This is a genomic window from Amycolatopsis sp. NPDC114504 (assembly GCF_055633595.1).
On sequence record NZ_JBVKDU010000006.1, the window covers coordinates 703,951 to 723,554 of the forward strand.

At 70.4% G+C, this 19,604-nt stretch carries 15 protein-coding genes; 9 read left to right on the forward strand and 6 right to left on the reverse strand.

From position 1 onward, the window contains the following. Positions 1-16: 16 nt before the first annotated feature. Entirely contained in the window at positions 17-673 is a 657-nt protein-coding gene (locus ACZ7PG_RS45130) for an SH3 domain-containing protein (protein ID WP_470245359.1), read from the reverse strand. Between the two features lie 99 nt (positions 674-772). Between ACZ7PG_RS45130 and ACZ7PG_RS45135 the strand changes: the two genes are divergently transcribed. From ACZ7PG_RS45135 to ACZ7PG_RS45145, 3 genes are all read left to right on the forward strand, one after another. Then, positions 773-3,706 carry an AfsR/SARP family transcriptional regulator gene (locus ACZ7PG_RS45135; RefSeq protein WP_470245360.1) on the forward strand — a complete coding sequence of 978 codons (2,934 nt, stop codon included), beginning with the start codon at positions 773-775 and terminating at the stop codon, positions 3,704-3,706. A gap of 78 nt (positions 3,707-3,784) precedes the next feature. After that, on the forward strand, positions 3,785-5,002 hold the full coding sequence (locus ACZ7PG_RS45140) for a hypothetical protein (protein WP_470245361.1): 1,218 nt from the start codon (positions 3,785-3,787) through the stop codon (positions 5,000-5,002). Positions 5,003-5,657: 655 nt separating this feature from the next. Further along, complete coding sequence (locus ACZ7PG_RS45145) at positions 5,658-6,893, forward strand: glycoside hydrolase family protein (protein ID WP_470245362.1); 1,236 nt, start codon at positions 5,658-5,660, stop codon at positions 6,891-6,893. A gap of 30 nt (positions 6,894-6,923) precedes the next feature. Here ACZ7PG_RS45145 and ACZ7PG_RS45150 read toward each other — a convergent pair whose 3' ends face one another. Further along, positions 6,924-7,379 (reverse strand): DUF4396 domain-containing protein, encoded by a 456-nt coding sequence (locus ACZ7PG_RS45150; protein WP_470245363.1) that lies wholly within the window; start codon positions 7,377-7,379, stop codon positions 6,924-6,926. Between the two features lie 275 nt (positions 7,380-7,654). Here ACZ7PG_RS45150 and ACZ7PG_RS45155 point away from each other — a divergent pair, with 275 nt between their 5' ends. Continuing rightward, the gene (locus ACZ7PG_RS45155) at positions 7,655-8,671 is read left to right on the forward strand and encodes an autoinducer 2 ABC transporter substrate-binding protein (protein WP_470245364.1); all 1,017 of its coding nucleotides are present in this window, start codon (positions 7,655-7,657) and stop codon (positions 8,669-8,671) included. Positions 8,672-8,674: 3 nt separating this feature from the next. Here the strand turns inward: ACZ7PG_RS45155 and ACZ7PG_RS45160 are convergent, their stop codons facing one another. The 3 genes from ACZ7PG_RS45160 to ACZ7PG_RS45170 form a co-directional block, all read right to left on the reverse strand. After that, positions 8,675-10,237: an esterase-like activity of phytase family protein gene (locus ACZ7PG_RS45160; RefSeq protein ID WP_470245365.1), complete on the reverse strand. Its 1,563-nt coding sequence runs from the start codon at positions 10,235-10,237 to the stop codon at positions 8,675-8,677. Between the two features lie 182 nt (positions 10,238-10,419). After that, on the reverse strand, positions 10,420-11,712 hold the full coding sequence (locus ACZ7PG_RS45165; RefSeq protein WP_470245366.1) for a DUF6923 family protein: 1,293 nt from the start codon (positions 11,710-11,712) through the stop codon (positions 10,420-10,422). Continuing rightward, a complete protein-coding gene (locus ACZ7PG_RS45170; protein WP_470245367.1) occupies positions 11,709-12,473 on the reverse strand; it encodes a bestrophin-like domain in 765 nt (254 codons plus the stop codon). The genes ACZ7PG_RS45165 and ACZ7PG_RS45170 overlap by 4 nt, the downstream gene beginning before the upstream one ends. 411 nt (positions 12,474-12,884) lie before the next feature. Between ACZ7PG_RS45170 and ACZ7PG_RS45175 the strand changes: the two genes are divergently transcribed. From ACZ7PG_RS45175 to ACZ7PG_RS45190, 4 genes are read left to right on the forward strand one after another with little or no spacing between them, the layout of a single operon-like run. Continuing rightward, a complete protein-coding gene (locus tag ACZ7PG_RS45175; protein WP_470245368.1) occupies positions 12,885-14,288 on the forward strand; it encodes a family 2B encapsulin nanocompartment shell protein in 1,404 nt (467 codons plus the stop codon). Further along, positions 14,288-14,452, forward strand: coding sequence for a hypothetical protein (locus ACZ7PG_RS45180; RefSeq protein WP_470245369.1), 165 nt, complete (start codon positions 14,288-14,290; stop codon positions 14,450-14,452). Before ACZ7PG_RS45175 ends, ACZ7PG_RS45180 begins: the two co-directional genes overlap by 1 nt. Next, on the forward strand, positions 14,449-15,828 hold the full coding sequence (locus ACZ7PG_RS45185) for a family 2B encapsulin nanocompartment shell protein (RefSeq protein ID WP_470245370.1): 1,380 nt from the start codon (positions 14,449-14,451) through the stop codon (positions 15,826-15,828). Before ACZ7PG_RS45180 ends, ACZ7PG_RS45185 begins: the two co-directional genes overlap by 4 nt. After that, the gene (locus ACZ7PG_RS45190; RefSeq protein ID WP_470245371.1) at positions 15,825-16,841 is read left to right on the forward strand and encodes a family 2 encapsulin nanocompartment cargo protein polyprenyl transferase; all 1,017 of its coding nucleotides are present in this window, start codon (positions 15,825-15,827) and stop codon (positions 16,839-16,841) included. The genes ACZ7PG_RS45185 and ACZ7PG_RS45190 overlap by 4 nt, the downstream gene beginning before the upstream one ends. A 162-nt stretch (positions 16,842-17,003) precedes the next feature. On the opposite strand, the gene ACZ7PG_RS45195 is transcribed toward ACZ7PG_RS45190, so the two are convergent. Then, entirely contained in the window at positions 17,004-18,128 is a 1,125-nt protein-coding gene (locus ACZ7PG_RS45195) for a CapA family protein (protein ID WP_470245372.1), read from the reverse strand. A gap of 369 nt (positions 18,129-18,497) precedes the next feature. Between ACZ7PG_RS45195 and ACZ7PG_RS45200 the strand changes: the two genes are divergently transcribed. Continuing rightward, positions 18,498-19,472, forward strand: coding sequence for a substrate-binding domain-containing protein (locus tag ACZ7PG_RS45200; protein WP_470245373.1), 975 nt, complete (start codon positions 18,498-18,500; stop codon positions 19,470-19,472). Positions 19,473-19,604: the final 132 nt, after the last annotated feature.

The following is a 19,604-nucleotide window of genomic DNA, read 5'->3' on the forward strand; positions in this document are numbered from 1 at the left end:
GGGAAGGGGGACGCGGTCAGGCCGCGAAGTCGGTGATGCCGTCGCTGCAGGACTTCAGGTCCGGCTTGGCGGTCGTGTAGTTGGCGACGCAGACCTTGTAGAAGACCCAGCCGCCGTGCGGGACGCTGACGGCCTTGTCGACCTTCGTGCCCTCGCCACCGGAGTTCCAGACGTAGAACGGCCCGGCGCCGCCCTTGAGCCAGTACGCGACGACGGCCGAATAGCCGTCGGCGTCCGTGTCGTAGACCAGGAAGTGCGAGTCGGACGAGCGGTACTGCCCCTCCCCCGCGCAGGCGTCGGCGCACTGGCCGCTGCCCGAGCCGACCCCGCAGTCGGGCGCGATCCGCTGGTCGGAACCGGTGTAGACGTAGGTGTCCGAGATGTACCCGCCGAGCGCGGGCACGTAGTCCCACAACGTGCTGGTGCCGTAGGTCCCGGTCACCGACGAACCGGTGATTTGGCAGTCGATGGTCACGGACGCGCCGGTGGCGACGGTCTTGACGGCCGTGGCACCCGCGGTGGGCGCCCGGCGGACGTTCAGCGGGTCGCCCGCGGTCTTGACGGTGCCGGTCGCCGCGGCCGACGCGTCGAGCGCGCCACCCACCGCCAGCGCGCCGACCGTCGCGAGGACGACTCCCAGTCCGGCCATCCGCCGGAGGTTCGAAGGCTTCATGGCGGGAGCGTGACTCCGGCTCGTACACGACTCGTACAAAGGCACGGACACTCCGAATGGATCTATCCCCGGGGTCGAACGGGTCATAGCATCCGGCTCATGGGGGAACTCATCGGGCAGGTTGAGGCCACCTCGCTTAAGATCCGCGTCCTCGGTCCGCTGGAGGTCACCGCCGCCGGGCAGGTGGTCGCGCTCGGCGGGCCGAAGCCCCGGCTGCTGCTGGCCGCGCTGGCGCTGCAGCCGAACGTCGTCGTGTCCGCCGACGTCCTGGTCGAGGTGCTGTGGCCGGATTCGGCCCCGCGGTCGGCGGCGGCGAACATCCGCACGTACGTCCATTCGCTGCGCAGACGGTTCGCCGAGATCGACCCCGGCCTCGGCGAACGGATCAGCAGCCGGGCCTCGGGCTACCTGCTGACCGCGTCGCCGGACGAGCTGGACCACCTCGCGTTCACGGCCTTGGCCGGGGAAGCGCAGGAAGCGTTCGATCGTGCCGACGCGGAGAGCGCTCTCAAGCTGCTCGACCGGGCCGACGCGCTGTGGCGCGGCGAAGTCCTCGAAGGACTCCCCCACGACCACAGCTGGGGCGCGAGCGTCGCCCGTCTCGCCGAGCTCCGCCTGTCGGTGCAGGAGCAGCGCCTGCGCGCGCGGATCGACCTCGGCCGGTGCGGCGAAGCCGTCGCCGAACTGCGCGGCCTGGTCACCGAGCACCCGCTGCGCGAAGAGCTGTGGGCGCAGCTGATCGTCGCGCTACGCGCCGCCGGCCGGACCGCGGACGCCGTCGAGGCGTACGAATCGGCCGAACGCGTGCTGCGCGAGGAGCTCGGCGCCGAGCCGGGCGCGCGGCTGCGGGAGCTGCGCGCGACGCTGGTGACCGAAAGCGTGCCCGCCGGGCGTCCGGCGGACTTCGTCCCGGTCTGCCAGCTGCCGCTCGACCTGCCGGACTTCACCGGCCGCGACGACGTGCTCCGCGAGGTCGCCGGCCTGATGCGCGAGCGCGCGGACTCGGGCACGCCCGCGGTGGTCGTGCTCTCCGGTGCCCCCGGCGTCGGGAAGTCGGCGGTCGCCGTCCGGGTCGCACACGCCGTCCGCGAGGACTTCCCCGACGGCCAGCTGCACGTCGACCTGGCCGGCACGTCGTCGTCGCCGCGGGCGCCGATGGGTGTGCTCGCGGAACTGCTGCGCGCGCTCGGCATCCCGGACGCCGGCCTGCCGCGCGAGCCGGCCGAACGCTCGGCGCTGCTGCGCTCGCGGCTGGCCGGGCGGCGGATGTGCGTCGTGCTCGACGACGCCGGCAGCGCCGCCCAGGTCCGCCCGCTGCTGCCCGGTGCGGGCGCGTGCGCGGTGCTGGTGACCAGCCGGCTCCGGCTGCCCGGACTTCCCGGGGCGACGCCGGTCGACGTCGACCTGCTGCCCGAGGACGAAGGCGCGCGGCTGCTGGAAGGCATCGTCGGCGCCGAGCGGGTGGCCGCCGAGCCGGAGAGCGCCGCGGCGATCCTGCGCCAGTGCGGGCACCTGCCGCTGGCGATCCGGGTGGCCGGCGCGAAGCTGACGAACCGGCCGGGCTGGACGCTGCGGCTGCTGGCCGACCGGCTGCGCGACGAGCACCGCCGGCTCGACGAGCTGCGCGTCGGCGACCTCGCCGTCCGCGCGAGCGTGACGCTCTCCTACGACCTGCTGCCGATGTCGGCGGCAACGGCGTTCCGCGGGCTCGGCCTGCTCGGGCCGGTCCAGTTCCCGGCGTGGGCGGTCGCGGCCGTGCTGGGCCGGCGCGAAGCCGAGGATGTCCTCGACGTGCTGGTCGACGGCCACCTCGTCGAGCTCGTCGGCTCGGATTCCGCCGGGCAGCCCCGGTACCGCCTGCACGATCTCTTGCGCGTGTACGCGGTGGAACTGGCGGAGCAGAGTGACGCGGCGAAGACGCGTGCCGCGCTTCGGCGGGTCCTTTCCGGTTATCTCGCGCTGGCTCTGGAAGCCGCGCGACGGATGCCGCTGCACTTCTTCGGCATGTACTGCGACGACGAGCTGCCGCGCCCGGCGGTGCCCGCCGACGTGCTGCCCGACGACCCGGCGGCGTGGTTCGCGGCCGAGCGCCACACCAGCGTCGCGGCGGTCTCGCTGGCTGCCGAGCACGGCTTCGACGACCTGGCCTGGCAGCTGGCATCGGCGCTGACGCCGTACTTCGACCTGCGCGGGCACCAGGACGACTGGCACAGCACCCACACGATCGCGCTGGCCGCGGCCCGCCGGACCGGGTCGCTGCGCGCGGAGGCGATCGTCCAGCGCAATCTCGGCCAGTACCTGCTCTACCAGGACGAATACGCCCGGTCGCAGGTGGCGTTCGACGAGTCGAGGGCGCTGTTCGAGCAGGTCGGCGACGCGCAGGGAGTCGGCATCGCGCTGACCGGGCTGGCCACGATCCTGCGCATCGAGGGCGACGACGACCGCGCGCTCGACCACTGCCACGAGGCGCTGAAGCTGTTCGCGGAGACGGACGACCCCAACGGGGAAGCCGTGGCCCGCCTCGGCGCCGGCGCGGTGTGGATGTCGCGCGGCTGCTACGCGGCGGCGAAGCGCTGGTTCACCGACGCGCTGGAGCTGTCGGCGGCGATCGGCGACCGGCACCGCGAGGCGCACGCGTTCAAGCGACTGGGGTTGCTGTTCCAGCACCAGGGCAACCTGGCGGCGGCCCGCGAGCACGTCGACCAGGCGATCGCGATCTTCACGGAACTGGGCGACGACCACTGCGTCGGGTACGCGAACCAGAACCTCGGCGAGCTGTGCCTGCACAGCGGCGACTTCGCGCACGCGCAGCTGCTGCTGGTGAACTCGCTTTCGGTGCACCGGCGCAACGGCGACCGGCGGTCGGAGGCGGAGGTCTCGCAGCTGCTCGGCGAGCTGCACCGGGCGTTGGCGCAGCCGGAGCGGTCCCGGGACTATTCGGAGCGGGCGCTGGCGATCTGGCGGGAGCTTTCGTCGCGGCCGCCCGAGCCCGTGACCTCGGTGGAGGAGCCGCCGCACATCGTTTCGGCTTGATGCTTGTACGGATCATGTACGCGCCCCGGTCAGTCTTTCGCCACGTTCGAGTGAACGCATGCGAGAGGAGAACCGGGGATGATCCGGATCAAGAAAGCCGGCCGCGTGACCGCGGCGGTCCTGGCCGCCGGGGCGGTGACGGCGCTGGCCGGAGCCCCCGCCCAGGCCGCGACCACCAGCGGCACCTGGAATGCCAACCTGTCCACTGTGGACAGCGACGACGTCAACGTGACCGGGGCAGGGGGAACACTGACCCTGGCCGACGCCGCGTGGCACAGAACCGCGCGGGTGTTCGCCGGCAGTGAAGGCAGCCTCATCACCGCCGAGCACGCCTTGAGCGCCCCGGCGAACCGCGTCAGCGCGCAGCTGTCCGCCGACACGCCCAAGGGCACCGAGGTCGAGGTCGACGTCCGCGGCCAGATCGGCGCGGACGACTGGACCGAGTGGACGCCCGCCGGGACGGCGTTCAAGAGCAGCGTGAGCTCCGTCCAGGTGCGCATCGGCCTGCACAGCGACACCGACGGCGTCCGCCCGTCCGTCCGCGGCGTCGCGCTGAGCGCCGACAGCGCCCCGCAGGTGAACGCGCTGGCCGCCACGGCCGCGTCGACGTACAAGGTCTACGGGACCCGCGAAGGCCTCGTCGGCGGCACCACCGCCAACGGCCACGTCATCACCAGCCACGACCACTTCGTCTCGTTCCCGTCTGGGAAGTCCGTGTCCCCCAAGGGCACCGGCAACTACACCGCGAAGGTGTGCCGCACCGACGGCAGCAAGTGCGAGTACGCGCCGGTGTGGGAGATCGGCCCGTGGAACGAGCGCGACGACTACTGGAACCCGGCGTCGGTCCGTTCGGAGTTCAAGGACCTGCCGCAGGGCACGCCCGAAGCGCAGGCGGCGTACCTGCAGGGCTACAACGGCAAGAAGGACGACTCCGGCCGCACGGTGCAGAACCCGGCGGGCATCGACCTCGCCGACGGCGTGTTCTGGGACGGCCTCGGCATGTCGGACAACGGCTACGTGAACGTGACGTACCTGTGGACCGGCACCGGCCCGACCGGAACGGTGAAGACCGCGGGCGACCCGATGAACGTCCGCGCGAACGCGAGCACCTCGGCGGCGATCAAGGGCCTCGCGGCGAACTACGCCAAGGTGAACATCGAGTGCTACGTCCTGGGCGACAGCGTCACCGGCACGTTCGGCACCAGCACGATCTGGGACCGCATCGGCCCGAACAACTACGTGTCGGACACGTACCTGCAGACGGGCTCCGACAACCCGGTCGCACCCCTGTGCTGACCCGCGGCTCGATCGAGCCCCGAGTTTCGCGTGGTTGACTGCCCTCACCCCCGCGAGAAAAGCGAAGGCCCGGCGTTCCCCCGCCGGGCCTTCGCCCTTTTCACGGATATCCTGGCTGTCAAAGGGTTTCGCCAGAGGCAGCGTCGTCCACATCGAGATCGACCAGAGCTTTCGTCAGCGAGGGGCGTATGGCCGATGCCGAGACTGCCGGTCATCGTCAGCACGATGCGTTCCGCCTCAGCGGCAAAGGTCGCGATCCCGACGCCAGGACATCTGCGCGTCGTCCGGCATCGATATCGGTGGCGAGCCCCACCATGCCACGTAATTCATTGTCCGAGTCCTAACCGACCAAGACGACGCCCGCGAATTCCGGCCCGCACGCTTCGACCTCGAGGGCGAAGACGTCGACGTTCGCCGCGGTAGCAGCCCCTACCACAGGGAAGACGGACGTGCGCACCCAGCCGTCCGAAACCGTCGGCCTCAAACGCCACCTGTCGACTTGCCGCCGTCTCCTCTCGCCAAACCTCGAATATCCCACTCACCGGTCCATCATTCACATTCATGAACTATTGTCCGCCCGCTGTACAACGTCGTGACGATTGTGGAAAACTTCCGGGCACCTGGAGCATTTCCCCATACGGAATGGCGGGCACCTGTGAGCGTTTCCCGGAGAACCCTGCTGACCACCGCGGCCGGTGCCGCGGTGGTGGCGAGCGCCAGTACCTCCGCCGCCGCGGCGGCAAGCACTTCGACCACCTTCGACCAGGCATCCGTCACCCGGACGCTCCGCCAAGCGGCCGACTACGCGGTAGCCAAGCTGCGGGCCGTCGCGCCGAGCGTCACCGCGTTTCCGGTCGGTACGAAGTTCGAGAAATGGACCTATTCGCAAAACGGTGACTGGGTCGGCGGATTCTGGCCCGGCCAGTTGTGGCTGGCCTGGCTGCACAGCGGCGACGAACAATTCAAGACCCTCGCGCTGGCGTCCGCGGAGAAACTCGCGCCGCGGCAGAACGACACCGGTACGCACGACCTCGGTTTCCTCTTCTACCCGTCGTGGGTCACCGCGTGGCGGCTCACCGGGGACGACAAGTGGCGGGCGGGCGCCGTGCAGGCCGCCGCGTCGCTGATCAAGCGCTACAACCCGGCCGGGAAGTTCATCCGCGCCTGGGGTTCGCTGACCGATCCGAAGGACGCGGGCCGCGTCATCATGGACACGATGATGAACCTCGACCTGCTGGCGTTCGCGAGCAAGCAGACCGGGGACCCGCAGTACCTCGAAATCGCCGTCGCGCACGCGAAGACCGCGCAGAAGAACTTCGTCCGCCCGGACGGGTCGACCCCGCACGTCTTCGACTTCGACCCCGTCACCGGCGCGCCGATCGGGCCGAACACCGTGCAGGGCTACAGCCCCACGTCGTGCTGGTCGCGCGGGCAGGCCTGGGGTGTCTACGGGTTCACGACCATCTACCGCCGCACCGGCGACAAGGAGTTCCTGGCCACCGCCGGGAAACTCGCGGACTTCGCGCTGGCGCACCTGACGTCCGACCACGTGCCGGTGTGGGACTACCTCGCCCCGCAGGCGCCGAACGACGTCAAGGATGCCTCCGCCGGGGTGATCATGGCCTGCGGCCTGCTCGACCTCGCGGAGATCACGCACCGCTCGCAGTACCGGGACAGCGCGCTGCGGATCCTGTCGGCGGTCTCGCAGACGTGCCTGACGACGAAGTCCACCCGGGCCGAGGCGAGCGTCGCGCGCTGCACCCGCAACCGGCCGGCCGAGGACGGCATCGAGGTGTCGCTCCCCTACGCCGACTACTACCTGCTGGAAGGCATCCTGCGAGTGCTCGACCGGCCGAAGGTCGACCGCGCCGTCGACCTTTCGCGCGTCTGACCCACCGGGGAGGCCGCCACCTCCCCCGCGTCAGTGCTGGTGGTGGGCGTGCACCTTCGCGTGGCCGAGACCGCGCCCGATCATCCACTTGTTCACCGGCACCGTGACCACGAACGCGATGGCCAGCGAAAGCGCCAGCGCCAGCCAGAAGAGGAAGCTGGCGAGGCCGGCGTCCATCGCCCCCGGGATCGCCACGACGACCGTGTTGTCGATCAGCTCCATGACCGCGATCGACACGGTGTCCGCGGCCAGCGCGACCTTGAACGCCGCCGCCAGGGGCAGCCCCGACTTCAGCACCCCCCGCATGGTCAGGCCGTAGCCGAAGACGAACGCGAGGACGATCGACAGGACGACGGTCGCCGCGTTGTGCAGGCCGAACGCCGTGCCGAGGACCATGCCGAGCACCTCACCGATCGCACAGCCGGTCAGGCAGTGCAGGGTCGCCTGGATCGCCGTCGCCCACGAAGCTCCGTGCTGTTCGCTCATGCCCGCCACCATACCCCCAAGGGGTATCAACGCGCCTGTCTCGCGCGTCACGCGCGACCTCCGGGTGACGTGTCGACCACAGAGTGACGAATCGTCGTCACTCACCGTGTCCAAAGCCGCTGACCAGGCCAATCCCCGCCAGAAAGCCACGAGGTAGAACTCGCTTCCGTAACCCTTTGCGCACATCCCGTTGACCACCGTTACGCGGGGCCCTACCTTCCCCCTTGGTCTCCACCGCGCGCAGACCGTTCGAGAGTCCCGAGGAATGGGTGGGGATGCGAGGGCCGACGAAGACGTTCCGGCTGTTCGCGACGCTGCTGCTGGGTGCGGCGCTCGCGCTCGGGGGCTGCTCGGACCAGCTGGGCAACGCCCCCGCGCCGGCGCCGGAGCGGATCGCGTTCGTGCCCAAGGTCGCCGACATCCCGTACTTCCAGGCGATGAACACCGGCGGCCTCGAAGCGGCGAAGCAGCTGGGCGTGCAGTGGTCCATGGTCGGCCCGAAGACCGTCGACCCCGCCGACCAGGTCGCCATCATGCGTGACCTGATCGCGAAGAAGGTCGACGTCATCGTCGTCGCCCCGAACGACCCGGCCGCGCTCGCGCCGGCCATCGCCGAGGCGCGGGCGAAGGGCATCCACGTGCTCACCTCCGACACCGACGCGCCCGGCACGCAGCGCGAGGTGTTCGTCAACCAGGCCAGCGCCGAGGGCATCGGCGCCGCGCTCACCGACGCGCTCATGAAGCGGACCGGCGGCACCGGCAAGTACGCGATCGTCTCGTGCGGCCCGGCCGCGGCGAACCTCAACACCTGGATCTCGGTCCAGAAGGCCTACACGGCCGACCACTACCCGAAGGCGCAGGTCGTCGAGACCGTCTACGCGGGCGAGGACCAGGACAACGCGACGAGCCTCGCCAAGGAAGTGATGGCCCGCCACCCGGACCTCAACGGCCTGGTCGGCGAGTGCACGACATCCGCCCCCGGCGTCGCGAAGGCCGTGCGCGAGCAGCAGAAGATCGGCCAGGTGTTCACCGTCGGCATCGGGACGCCCCAGTCGATCAAGCCGTTCCTGCTCGACGGCTCGTGCTCCGAGTCGGTGCTGTGGAACGTCGAGTCGCTCGGCTACCTGACCGCGTGGACGGCGAAGCAGGTCGCCGACGGCAAGCCGCTCCAGGCCGTCAACAAGGTGAGCCTGGAGTTGCCGGCGGTGAAGTACGACGCCGCGTCGAAGACCGTCCTGCTGGGCGATCCGCTGCTCATCACCGCCGACAACGTCGACCAGTTCAAGTACTGAGCGTTACCGCACGTCGATCGTGACGGTCGCGGTGCTCGTCGCCGCCGGGAGCTTCGTCGTGTCGACCGCGAGGTACTCGCCGTCGTCCTGACGGCCGTCCGGCAGCGTCTTCGGGTGCAGCGCGTACGGCGGGGCCGCGTTCGTCACGCCGTCGATGCCGAAGTCGTTGTCGTTGCTGATCACGAGGGTCCGGCCGCCGTCGGTCGTCGCGACGCCCTCGACCTTGTCGTGCCCGAAGAAGCCGCCGCTCGGGTCCAGGCCCGTCACCAGGGCGCCCAGGTCGAGGTACAGCTTCTTGGAGACCGGCTTGATCCCGGCGGCGGCGAGGTCCTTCGTCGCTTCGGCCGTGGTGTCCTTGCCGACGTAGGCGTCGATGCTCTTCCCGCCGACGAGCAGGCCGCCCTTGACGGCGTCGTACCCCGCGGCCCGCGGGCCGACGTCGGTGGCGCCGGTCAGGTCGATCTCGAACAGCTTCTTGAACGCGCCGGGCTCCGGCTTGCCGTCGCGCTCGTCGACCAGGAAGCGCGTCGCCGAGAGCGCGGTGATCTCGCTGACCGCGGTGCCCGTCGTGTCCGGGTCGTCGAGCAGGTAGAGGTACTCGTGGGTGGCGCGGGCGCGCAGGTCGACGGTGACGATCCGCAGCGTGGTGACGTTGCCCGGCTTCTTCGTCAGGTCCGGCTGCTGCAGCGCCGACTGCATGACGCCGACGAGCGTCCGGCCGTCCGGGGTCAGCGCGAGGCCTTCCATGCCCTTGTTCGGCACGCGGTACTTCAGCTCGGCCGGCAGCGAGCCGTCGAACGGCGAGAGACGCTCGAGCGCGCGCCCGTCGCGGCCGAAGTGGGTGATGAAGGGGCCGTACTCGTCGGAGACCCAGAAGGTGCCGTCCTTCTGCGCGACCAGGCCTTCGGAGTCGTAGCCGTTCGCCGACTTCGGCAGGACGTTCCCGTTCAGGTCGACGATCTTCTCGCCGGTGTCCGCGAGCGGGCTGACCTGGCCGTTGTAGGGCGTGCCGTCCTTGGCGCGCAACGGGATGGTCTTCTCCAGCACGGCCTTGCCGTCGCGGAGGCGGAACTTCCCGATGGCGGGGGTGAAGGCGGGCAGCGGCTCGATCTTGCCGCCGTCGGGCGCGTCGACGTTCGGGCCGCGGTCGGTGAGGCCGTAGAACTCGTCCTTCTCGCCGGGCACCGGGGTGAGCGCCGAGCCGTACGCGCCGCCCTTGATCGGCACGCCGCCGATGGTGGCGAGCGGCTTGAGGTTCGTCGGGTAGAGCTTCACGGCGTCGGAAACCGTGTAGGTGAAGGAATCCCGGCCGGTGAAGCCGGGCGCGGGGGTGTAGCGGAGGGTGCCGTCGGCGGCGAGGTCGACGCTCCCGTGCGCGGCGGCGGTGTGCCGGACGACGGCGGTGGCGCGGTCGTTGCCGAGCACGTCCGCGGTCAGGCTCCGCCCGCCGTGGACCCGGAGGTGGTCGTCCTTCGCCCGCGGCCCGTGGTCGTGCGCTTCCGCCGTCCTCGCGACCAGGGGTAGTGCCAGTACCCCGGCGACCAAGGCGATTGTTGCCCGCTTCATCCCGTTTCTCCTCTTCCGGCGCGTGCACCGCGCTGGAGCAGGAGTCTTCGTGGCCGAAGTGGACGTTGCCCGGATTCGAGGAGGCCAGGACGTTAACGGTGCGGCCGGCGAGTCTGCCGCGGCCGGTCGTGAGTGAGAAACCGTGTTCTAACCCTGTTTCCCACTCACGACCGGCCACCGGGTCAGCGGTGCCGGCGGACGTGACCCACCGCCGCTCCGCCGCCCAGCACCAGGATCAGTGCCGTCAGTCCCCAGCGGCGTTTCTCCTTCGTCTTCACCGCCGTGCCGTCGGCCACCGGCGCCGGGGTGGGCGTCGGCTGCACGTGCCGCTTCGACGGTGGCGGGGGCGGCTCCACGGCCCTCGGCGCGGGCGTGGCCACCGGAGGCGGGGTGGGTGCCGGGGGCGCGGCGACCGCTACCGGCTGCTCCACCGGGGGCGGCCGCGACGGCGGTGGTGGCTCCGGCACCGGCGTGGCCGACGGCGTCGGAGCCGGGGTCGTCGAGTTCGGCGGCGGCGTCTCGGAAGGCGGCGTGTTCGGCGGTATGGGCGGACTCGACGTCGGTGTCTCCGAGACGGTCGTGGGCGGCGGCGGGGTGGCCGCGGCGAAACACCCGGCCGCGTCGCCGCTTACCAGCGCCGGCCCGGTCGACACCTCGACCGCCGGGCCCGAACCGTCCCGCGGCAACCGGTACGTCACGCTCCGGCGCCCGTCGCGGTTCGCCGTCGCGTAGATCTCCCCTGGCGCGAGCCCCACCGACCCGTACGCGCCGCCGGGCGGGAAGCGCAGCCCCGGCACCACCGCGACCGTCCCCGTCGACGGGTCCAGCGTCACCACGGAACTGCCCCCACGCGAAGTCGTCGAGACCCCGTACAGCAAGCCGGACGACGAGTCGTACGCGAAGTCGTCGACCCCCACCGCGAGCGACACCGGCCGCAGCGCCGTCCGGTGCACCACCCGCACGTAGTCCGCGGAAGCCGGGTCGACGTCCACTGTGTACAGATCGCTGTCCTGCCGTACGTACCAGCGGTTCCCGGCGATCGCCCCCGCCGTCGCACCGGTGACCTGGCTCCACACCGGACGCCGCGCGCCCGCCCGGCCGACCACGCCGAGGTCCGTCACCGACCCCGACGCGTCGATCCGCACCGCGTGCGAGCCGTGGTCGTACCGGCCACCGCGCGTTCCGTCGGCGACGCCGTACACCACGCCCTGCGCGGCCGAGTACCCCATCGCGTTGATCCAGTAGCCCGCCTGGGTCAGGCGTTTCGTCGTCCCGTCGGGCAGGGACAGCAGCCGCAACGTCGTCGGCGCGCCGTCGCGTTCGTTCTCCGCCTGCAGGATCGTGCAGCCGTCCTGGCCCTGGGCCGCCGGATGCTTCGGTGACTCGGGCGCGAGCCAGCCCGTCGCCGCCAGCAGGGCCGAGACCGCCGCGGCCACGCCGAGCATCGCCGCCCAGCGGGCCCGCCCGCCGGTCAAGCCAGCCTTTCCAGCGCGCCGGTGAACGCCTCCGGCGGGATCTTCGCGCCGCCGCTGAACGGGTTCTGCAGCTGGTGGATCGCGAACAGCAGCAACGTGATCGTGCCGGCCAGGGTGGAGACGATGATGACGTGCGCGGCCAGCCGCGTGCCGCCGAACAGGTTCGGCAGCAGGATCGCGGTGATCAGGCTGCCGAGGATCAGCGCGAACCAGACGACCGCCCCGACGCCGCCGCCGGAGGCGTTGTTCAGCCGCTGCGTGCGGGCCTGGTAGACCGACCAGAGCTGGTTGCTCGCCTCGGTCTTGCGGTCGATCTGCCAGTCGCCGTCGACTTCGGCGGCCGCGACGGCCTGGCGCATCTGGTCGAGCTGCGTCCAGCCCGTGGCGGGGATCTCACCGCCGTCGGACAGCCGCGGCCACTCCTGCTGCTCGACGGTCCGCGCGTAGGCGACGGCCAGCTGGTGCACGCGGTCCTTCGTCTCGGCCGGCAAGGCGTCGGCCGCCCACGTCGCCGCGACCAGGCTGTCCGCCTCGGTCTGCGCGTCCTGGCTCGCGGCGCCGACCGAGTCGAACAGCGAGATGAGCACGAACGCGACCAGCACCGCGTGCAGGCCGCCGACGATGGTGAAGACCTGGCCCGCCGCGTCGTTGTTGTCCGGCCGTCCCTCGTCCCAGCCGAACCGGCGGACCAGGTACGCGATCACGCCCCCGACGAGCGCCGCGCCGGCCACCCACAGACCGCCGGCCACGAAGATGTTCATCCACGTCCTTTCCCACCGGGCGGATTCACCGCCGGATCGCTCAAGTTAGCCACGCATTTCCGGAGGGACAACCGGGAATTGTTCGGTTCATCCGAGTGGCCTCACCCAGGCCGCGACCATAGCCGGTTCGGCGCAGTTCACCGACACCGCGGCGCCTTCCACCGCTCCCCACCGCGACGACGAATTCCCCTTACGAGCAGGGATCTTCCCGACCGGGTGACGACCGGGAACGGCGGGTGATGGGCAGCGGACGAGCGAGCGGGAAAAGTGCCCGAAATGGCCGGAAGCCAACCAGGTAACGATCCCGCCGACCCGATCGTGTCATTGTGCGCGCGGACGCCGTTGCTATGTTGATTCTTCGTTGCCAGCCTCGGGCATTCCCGGCTTCCGAATGATTGGGTGGTTCTCGTTGTGACTGTCACCGACCCGGTGGACACCGACCAGGCACCGCAGAGCCTCGGACGGGCCGCGGCCCGCACCCTGGCCACCACGACCAAGTCGGTCCCGCAGATGCAGGGCATCTCCTCCCGCTGGCTCCTCAAACTCCTGCCCTGGGTCGAAGTCTCCGGCGGCGCCTACCGCGTCAACCGCCGCCTCTCCTACTCCGTCGGCGACGGCCGGGTCACCTTCACCACCACCGGCGCCGAAGTCCGCGTCATCCCACCCGAACTCGGCGAACTCGCCCCCCTCCGCGGCTACGACGACGAAGACGTCCTCGCCGAACTCGCCTCCCGGTTCTCCCAGCACGAATACGTCCCCGGCGACACCCTCGTCGAGTTCGGCTCCCGCGCCGACCAGGTCTTCCTCATCGCCCACGGCAAGATCACCAAGGTCGGCACCGGCGCCTACGGCGACCAGACCGTGCTCGGCACGATGGCCGACGGCGACTACTTCGGCGAAACCGCCCTCATCCGCGACGACGGCATCTGGGAGTTCACCGCCAAAGCCGTCACCACCTGCACCGTCCTCTCCCTGCCCCGCGACGTCTTCGAAGACGTACGGTCCCGGTCGGACACCCTCCAAGCCCATCTCGAGGCGTTCGTCGCCGGCGGCGCCTCGGCCCGCAACGACCACGGCGAAGCCGAAATCTCCCTCGCCTCCGGGCACGACGGCGAGCCGATGCTGCCCGGGACGTTCGTCGACTACGACGCCCAACCGCGGGAGTACGAGCTGTCGGTCGCCCAGACCGTGCTGCGGGTGCATTCGCGAGTGGCGGATCTCTACAACCAGCCGATGAACCAGATCGAACAACAGCTGCGGCTGACCATCGAGGCGCTGCGGGAACGCCAGGAACACGAACTGGTCAACAACACCGACTTCGGACTGCTGCACAACGCCGACTTCGCCCAGCGCATCCCCACCCGCACCGGACCACCCACCCCCGACGACCTCGACGAACTCCTCGCACTGGTCTGGAAGGACCCCGGGTTCTTCCTGGCGCACCCGAAGACGATCGCCGCGTTCGGCCGGGAATGCACCAAAGCCGGTGTCTACCCCGACGCCGTCGACTTCGGCGGCCACCACGTCCCCGCCTGGCGCGGCATCCCGATCCTGCCGTGCAACAAGATCCCCGTCACCGAGACCCGCACCAGTTCGATCTTGTTGATGCGGACCGGGGAACAGGCCCAGGGCGTGGTCGGGTTGCACCAGACCGGACTCCCGGACGAGTACCAGCCGGGGCTGAACGTCCGGTTCATGGGACTTTCCGAGCAGGCGATCATGTCGTACCTGGTGTCGGCGTACTACTCCGCCGCCGTGCTGGTCCCGGACGCGCTGGCCGTGCTGGAAAGCGCCGAACTCGGCCGGGAGGCGTGATGCCGGAGCCCGCGACCCCGCCCCGCAAGCCCGACGCGGAACCGCCGCGTCCCGGGCCCGGCCTGCCGCCGTCGGCCTTCGGGCCGACCGGGCTCGGCACCGCCGCGGCCCGGGTCGTGCCCAAGCCCGCGGCACCCGGACCCGATCGGCGCGTGACCCCTTGACCGTCACCGAAGAACAGCTGTCCCTGGGCGTCAAGGCCGCGCGGACGCTGACCACGACGACGAAGTCGCTGCCGCAGATGCGCGGCATCACCACCCGCTGGCTGCTCTCGCAACTGGCCTGGGTCGACGTCCCCGCGGGCAGCTACCGCGTCAACCGCCGCCTCACCTACACCATCGGCGACGGCAAAGTCAGCTTCTACACCACCGGCGCCCGCGTCCAGGTCGTCCCCGCCGAGCTCACCGAACTCGAACTCCTTCGCGGCTTCGGCGACGAGCAAGCGCTGAGCGCCCTCGCCGAAGCCTTCGAACAACGCGAGTACGAACCCGGCGCCACGATCGTCGACGCGGACACGCCGCTCGACACGCTGATCCTCGTCGCCCACGGCAAAGTCACGCAGCACGGCCGTGGCGAGTACGGCGACGACATCACCCTCGGCACCGCCACCGACGGCGACCACTTCGGCGCCGAGCTCCTCGCCCGCGACGACGCGCGGTGGAGCTTCACCGCCCGCGCCGCGACCCGCGTCATCGCGCTGGTGCTGTCCGCGTCGGCGTACGCGCGGCTCAACGGGCGGTCGGAGTCCCTGCGGACGCACGTCGCCGAGGCGGTCGGACGGCCGCGGAAGCCGCAGAACAAGGCCGGTGAGGCCAGCATCGACCTGGCGGCCGGCCACGACGGCGAGCCCGTGCTGTCCGGCACGTACGTCGACTACGACCCTTCGCCGCGGGAGTACGACCTCGCCGTCGCGCAAACCGTGCTGCGCGTGCACAACCGCGTCACCGATCTCTACAACAACCCCATGAACCAGCTCGAGCAACAGCTCCGGCTGACCGTGGAAGCGTTGCGGGAACGGCAAGAGCACGAGCTCGTCAACAACACCGACTTCGGGCTGCTGCACAACGTCGACCTCAAACACCGTCTCACGACCCGCAGCGGGCCACCGACGCCGCTGGACCTCGACGACCTGCTTTGCCGCCGTCGCAAGACGAAGTTCTTCCTCGCCCACCCGCGCGCGATCGCCGCGTTCGGCCGCGAGTGCACCGCAAGCCGGCTTTACCCCGATACGACGGTCCTCGACGGGAAGCGCGTCACGGCCTGGCGCGGGGTGCCGATCCTGCCGTGCGACAAGATCCCCGTCACCGACACCGGCACGACGTCGATCCTGGCCATGCGCGTCGGCGAGGACGACGCCGGCGTCATCGGCCTGCGCCCGAAGTCGCTGCCGGACGAATACCAGCCGGGGCTCAACGTCCGGTTCATGGGCATCAGCGACCGGGCCGTCACGTCGTACCTGGTCAGTGCCTACCACTCCGCCGCCGTGCTCGTGCCGGACGCGCTCGGCGTGCTCGACGACGTCGAGATCGGACGCTCATGACGACCATGGACTCCCGGACCGCCGCCCGCCCCCTCGCCGACGTCCTCGCGTGGAGCAAGGGCCTGGTCGACCCGGCTTTGCGCACGGCGGCCGAGCGGCTGCCCGAGGTGATGCGGCGGATCGCCGGCTACCACTTCGGCTGGGAAGACGCCCACGGCGAACCGTCGTCCGCGGACGGCGGCAAGGCGTTGCGGCCGGCGCTGGTCCTGCTGTGCGCGGAAGCCGCCGGTGGCGTCCCGGCGGACGCCGTGCCCGCCGCCGTCGCGGTCGAGCTCGTGCACAACTTCTCGCTGCTGCACGACGACGTCATGGACGGCGACACCACCCGGCGGCACCGGCCGACGGCGTGGACGGTCTTCGGCACCGGGCCCGCGGTGCTCGCCGGGGACGCGCTGCTGAGCGTGGCGTTCGAACAGCTGCAACCCGAGGGCTCGAGACTGCTGTCCCAGGGTGTCCTCGAACTGCTGGAAGGTCAGGCCGCCGACGTCGACTTCGAGCAGCGCGACGACGTCACGCAGGCGGAGTGCGTCCGGATGGCCGTCGGCAAGACGGCGGCCCTGATCGGCGCCTGCTGCGAGCTGGGCGCGTTGCTCGCCGGGCGGCCGGAAGCGGTGCCGCGGTTCGGCGAGTTCGGCCGGTCGATCGGGCTGGCGTTCCAGCACGTCGACGACCTGCTCGGCATCTGGGGCGACCCCGCCGAGACGGGCAAGCCGGTGTACTCGGACCTGCAGAACCGCAAGAAGTCGCTCCCGGTGGTGACGGCGCTGTCGTCCGGCACGACGGCGGGCGCGGAGCTGGCGACGCTGTACTCCGGCACCGACCCGCTCGACGCCGTCGAGCTGGCCCTCGCGGCCACCCTCGTCGACGAGGCCGGCGGCCGCCAGTGGAGCCAGGCCCAGGCGTCGGCGTTGGTGGCGAAGGGACTCCGCGACCTAGCGGCGGTGAACCCGGTCCCCCGCCCAGCCGCCGAACTGGCGGCCTTGGCCCGCCTGATCACCACCCGCACCCACTGACCCGCGTACCGGAACGGACGACACGCGTACCCCGGTGGACGACACGCGTACCTGGATGGACGACACGGCGAGCACGTGCCCGGCCCGGCGTGTCGTCCGTCTGGGTACGCGTGTCGTCCGCGCAGGTACGCGTGTCGTCCGCGCAGGTACGCGTGTCGTCCGTTACTTGCCGGGGCGGGTGAGGCCGTCTTTGTCTGCTTTGAGGCTCAGGATGTTCTTGTCCGTGTCGCCCAGGGCCTTGGTGACCTGTGATGACACTGGTGATGTCGACAAGTCGATCAGGCGGATCGGGGCGTCTAGCTTGATCAGTGTCGGGATGTACTCGGCCTTGTCGACCTTCCAGCGGTCGCCGTCGCGGACGAAGCGGAAGCGGGCCGCCGCGCCCTCCTCCGTGTCACCCTTGGGTTCGGAATGGCGGGCGACGCTGTTGCCGAGCCCGTAGGCAACCCACTTGTCGCCGATCTTCTCGAACGGCTGGACGACGTGCGCGTGGTGGCCGACGATCAGGTCGATGTCGTCCGACGCCAGGAGCTTCTTGGCCTGCGACCGCTGCTCGGCCGTCGGCTCGTGCTGGTACTCCACGCCCCAGTGCAGGCTCGCGATCACGACCTGCGCGCCGGCCTCACGCGCCTTCCGGGCCGACGCCAGGACGTCGTCGACGTCGATCTGGTTGGCCAGCCACGGCTTCCCGGCCGGCACCTTGATGCCGTTGAACCCGAAGGCGTACGACACCTGCGCGACCTTCACGCCGTGGACGTCGAGGACCAGCGGTTTCGCCGCCTCGGCGGCCGACCGCGCCGAGCCGGTGTGCTTGATCCCGACGTCGTCGAGCTTGTCCAACGTCCGCTTCACGCCGTCGGCACCCTGGTCGATCGTGTGGTTGGACGACGTCGAGCACGTGTCGTAGCCGGTGTCCTTGAGCGCGTCCGCGATCTCCGGCGGCGCACTGAACGACGGGTACCCGCTGTACGGGCCGCCTTCCGGCGCCAGCGGCGTCTCGAGGTGGCAGATCCCGAGGTCGGCGCCGGAGATCAGCGGCTTGATCCCGGCGAGCAGCGGCCGGTAGTCGATCTTTCCCTTGCCGTCGGCCTCGGCCTGCTCGGTCAGCGCCGGGTGGATCAGGACGTCGCCGGTCGCGACGACGCTGAACGAGCCGTCCGGAGCCGCCTCGGCCGAAGACGGCGTCTCCGGGAACGGCGTCGGCGCCGGGCCGGACTGCGGCGGGCTGCTGCACGCGGCCGCCAGGACGGCGATCCCGGCGAGCGCGGCGACGCGGAACTTCGTCATCGGTCCCCCTGCTGCTGTGGTCGGGTCATCCTCCCATCCGGACGAACCCGACACGTGCGCGCTCCTGGTCAACGGAAACTTCCACCACAGTCGACAACACCGATCAGAACATTCGCACAGGACAAAACCGGACAACGCGCAGGACAGCCGCTAAAAAATACGATAAATCACTCGGGTGCGTGCCACGATGCAACTACGGAGAGTAGGTATCGCTCCGCTAACTGCGGGTTGACGCTGCACGAACGGGTGTTTTGTAATACCAGTCACCCAGTGGCGCCCCCACGCGCCACTCGAACCTCGGCCTCCTTGGGAGCAACGATGTCCCCACACTCGCACAGGCTGCGCACCTGGAGCGTTGTTGGTTGTTGTTTGATTTCCGGTGTCCTGATGGCCTCGTGCTCCTCGGGCAAAGACACCGCGGCACCGACGCAGCAGGCACCCGCCAACGGCAAGATCACCCTCTACTACCTGCAGAAACAGGGTGACCAGCAGTACTTCGTCGAGCAGGCCCAGGGTGCGCAGGAGAAGGCGAAGGAGCTCGGCGTCGAGCTCAAGGTCGTCAACCTCGGCCAGGACGCCAACAAGGCGATCACCGAGCTGGACGCGGCGGTCGCGCAGGGCGCGAACGGCGTCGCCATCGTCGTCCCCGACCAGGCCATCGGCCCGCAGGTGATCGACAAGGCGAAGAGCGCGGGCATCCCGATCATCGCCTCGGACGACGTCATCAAGGACGGCACCGGCGCGAAGGCCCCGTTCGTCGGCTTCAACGGCAGCCAGATGGGCGACTCGGTCGGCACCGAGGCCGGGAAGCTCTTCAAGGCCGCCGGCTGGACCGCCGCCGACACCAAGATCATCAGCGCCTACAAGCAGGACCTCACCGTCTGCACCGACCGCGTCGGCGCCGCGAAGTCCGCGTTCGCCAAGGCGGCGGGCGCCGAGGTCCCGGTGATCGACGTCGGCACCGACAACTCGCCCGTCGACGCGCAGAACCGCTCCGGCGCGGTGATCAGCTCCAACCCGGGCGTCAAGCACTGGGTCGTGTGGGGCTGCAACGACGAGAACGAGACCGGTGTCGTGACCGCGCTCGCCAACTCCGGCGTGCAGGCGAGCAACATCATCGGCGTCGGGCTCGGCGCGTACCTCGACTGCAAGGACTGGGCCGCGGGCAAGGACACCGGCAACAAGTCCGCGCTCTACATCTCCGGCGCCGAGGTCGGCCGCTCGGCGATCCAGGTGCTGGTGGACAAGGTGAAGAACGGCAAGGAGCTGCCCGCGGAGACGATCGCGAAGACCACGATCGTCAACAAGGACAACTACAAGCAGGCCGGCGTCAACTGCACCTGACCGATCCCGTCGTGGGGGGGGAAAAAGGGTGGGAAAAGGGTTTCCCCTCACAAACGTCGTGCGGAAGGGGGGTGTGGCCCGCTCTCCTGTCGCGTTTGTCGTTGGGGGGGGCGGCAAGGAGTTCTTCTGTGT

Coding starts and splice junctions, on each gene's coding strand:
- ACZ7PG_RS45130 (WP_470245359.1), bottom strand. CDS start 673: ATGAAGCCTTCGAACCTCCGGCGGATGGCCGGACTGGGAGTCGTCCTC.
- ACZ7PG_RS45135 (WP_470245360.1), top strand. CDS start 773: ATGGGGGAACTCATCGGGCAGGTTGAGGCCACCTCGCTTAAGATCCGC.
- ACZ7PG_RS45140 (WP_470245361.1), top strand. CDS start 3,785: ATGATCCGGATCAAGAAAGCCGGCCGCGTGACCGCGGCGGTCCTGGCC.
- ACZ7PG_RS45150 (WP_470245363.1), bottom strand. CDS start 7,379: ATGAGCGAACAGCACGGAGCTTCGTGGGCGACGGCGATCCAGGCGACC.
- ACZ7PG_RS45155 (WP_470245364.1), top strand. CDS start 7,655: ATGCGAGGGCCGACGAAGACGTTCCGGCTGTTCGCGACGCTGCTGCTG.
- ACZ7PG_RS45160 (WP_470245365.1), bottom strand. CDS start 10,237: ATGAAGCGGGCAACAATCGCCTTGGTCGCCGGGGTACTGGCACTACCC.
- ACZ7PG_RS45170 (WP_470245367.1), bottom strand. CDS start 12,473: ATGAACATCTTCGTGGCCGGCGGTCTGTGGGTGGCCGGCGCGGCGCTC.
- ACZ7PG_RS45180 (WP_470245369.1), top strand. CDS start 14,288: ATGCCGGAGCCCGCGACCCCGCCCCGCAAGCCCGACGCGGAACCGCCG.
- ACZ7PG_RS45190 (WP_470245371.1), top strand. CDS start 15,825: ATGACGACCATGGACTCCCGGACCGCCGCCCGCCCCCTCGCCGACGTC.
- ACZ7PG_RS45195 (WP_470245372.1), bottom strand. CDS start 18,128: ATGACGAAGTTCCGCGTCGCCGCGCTCGCCGGGATCGCCGTCCTGGCG.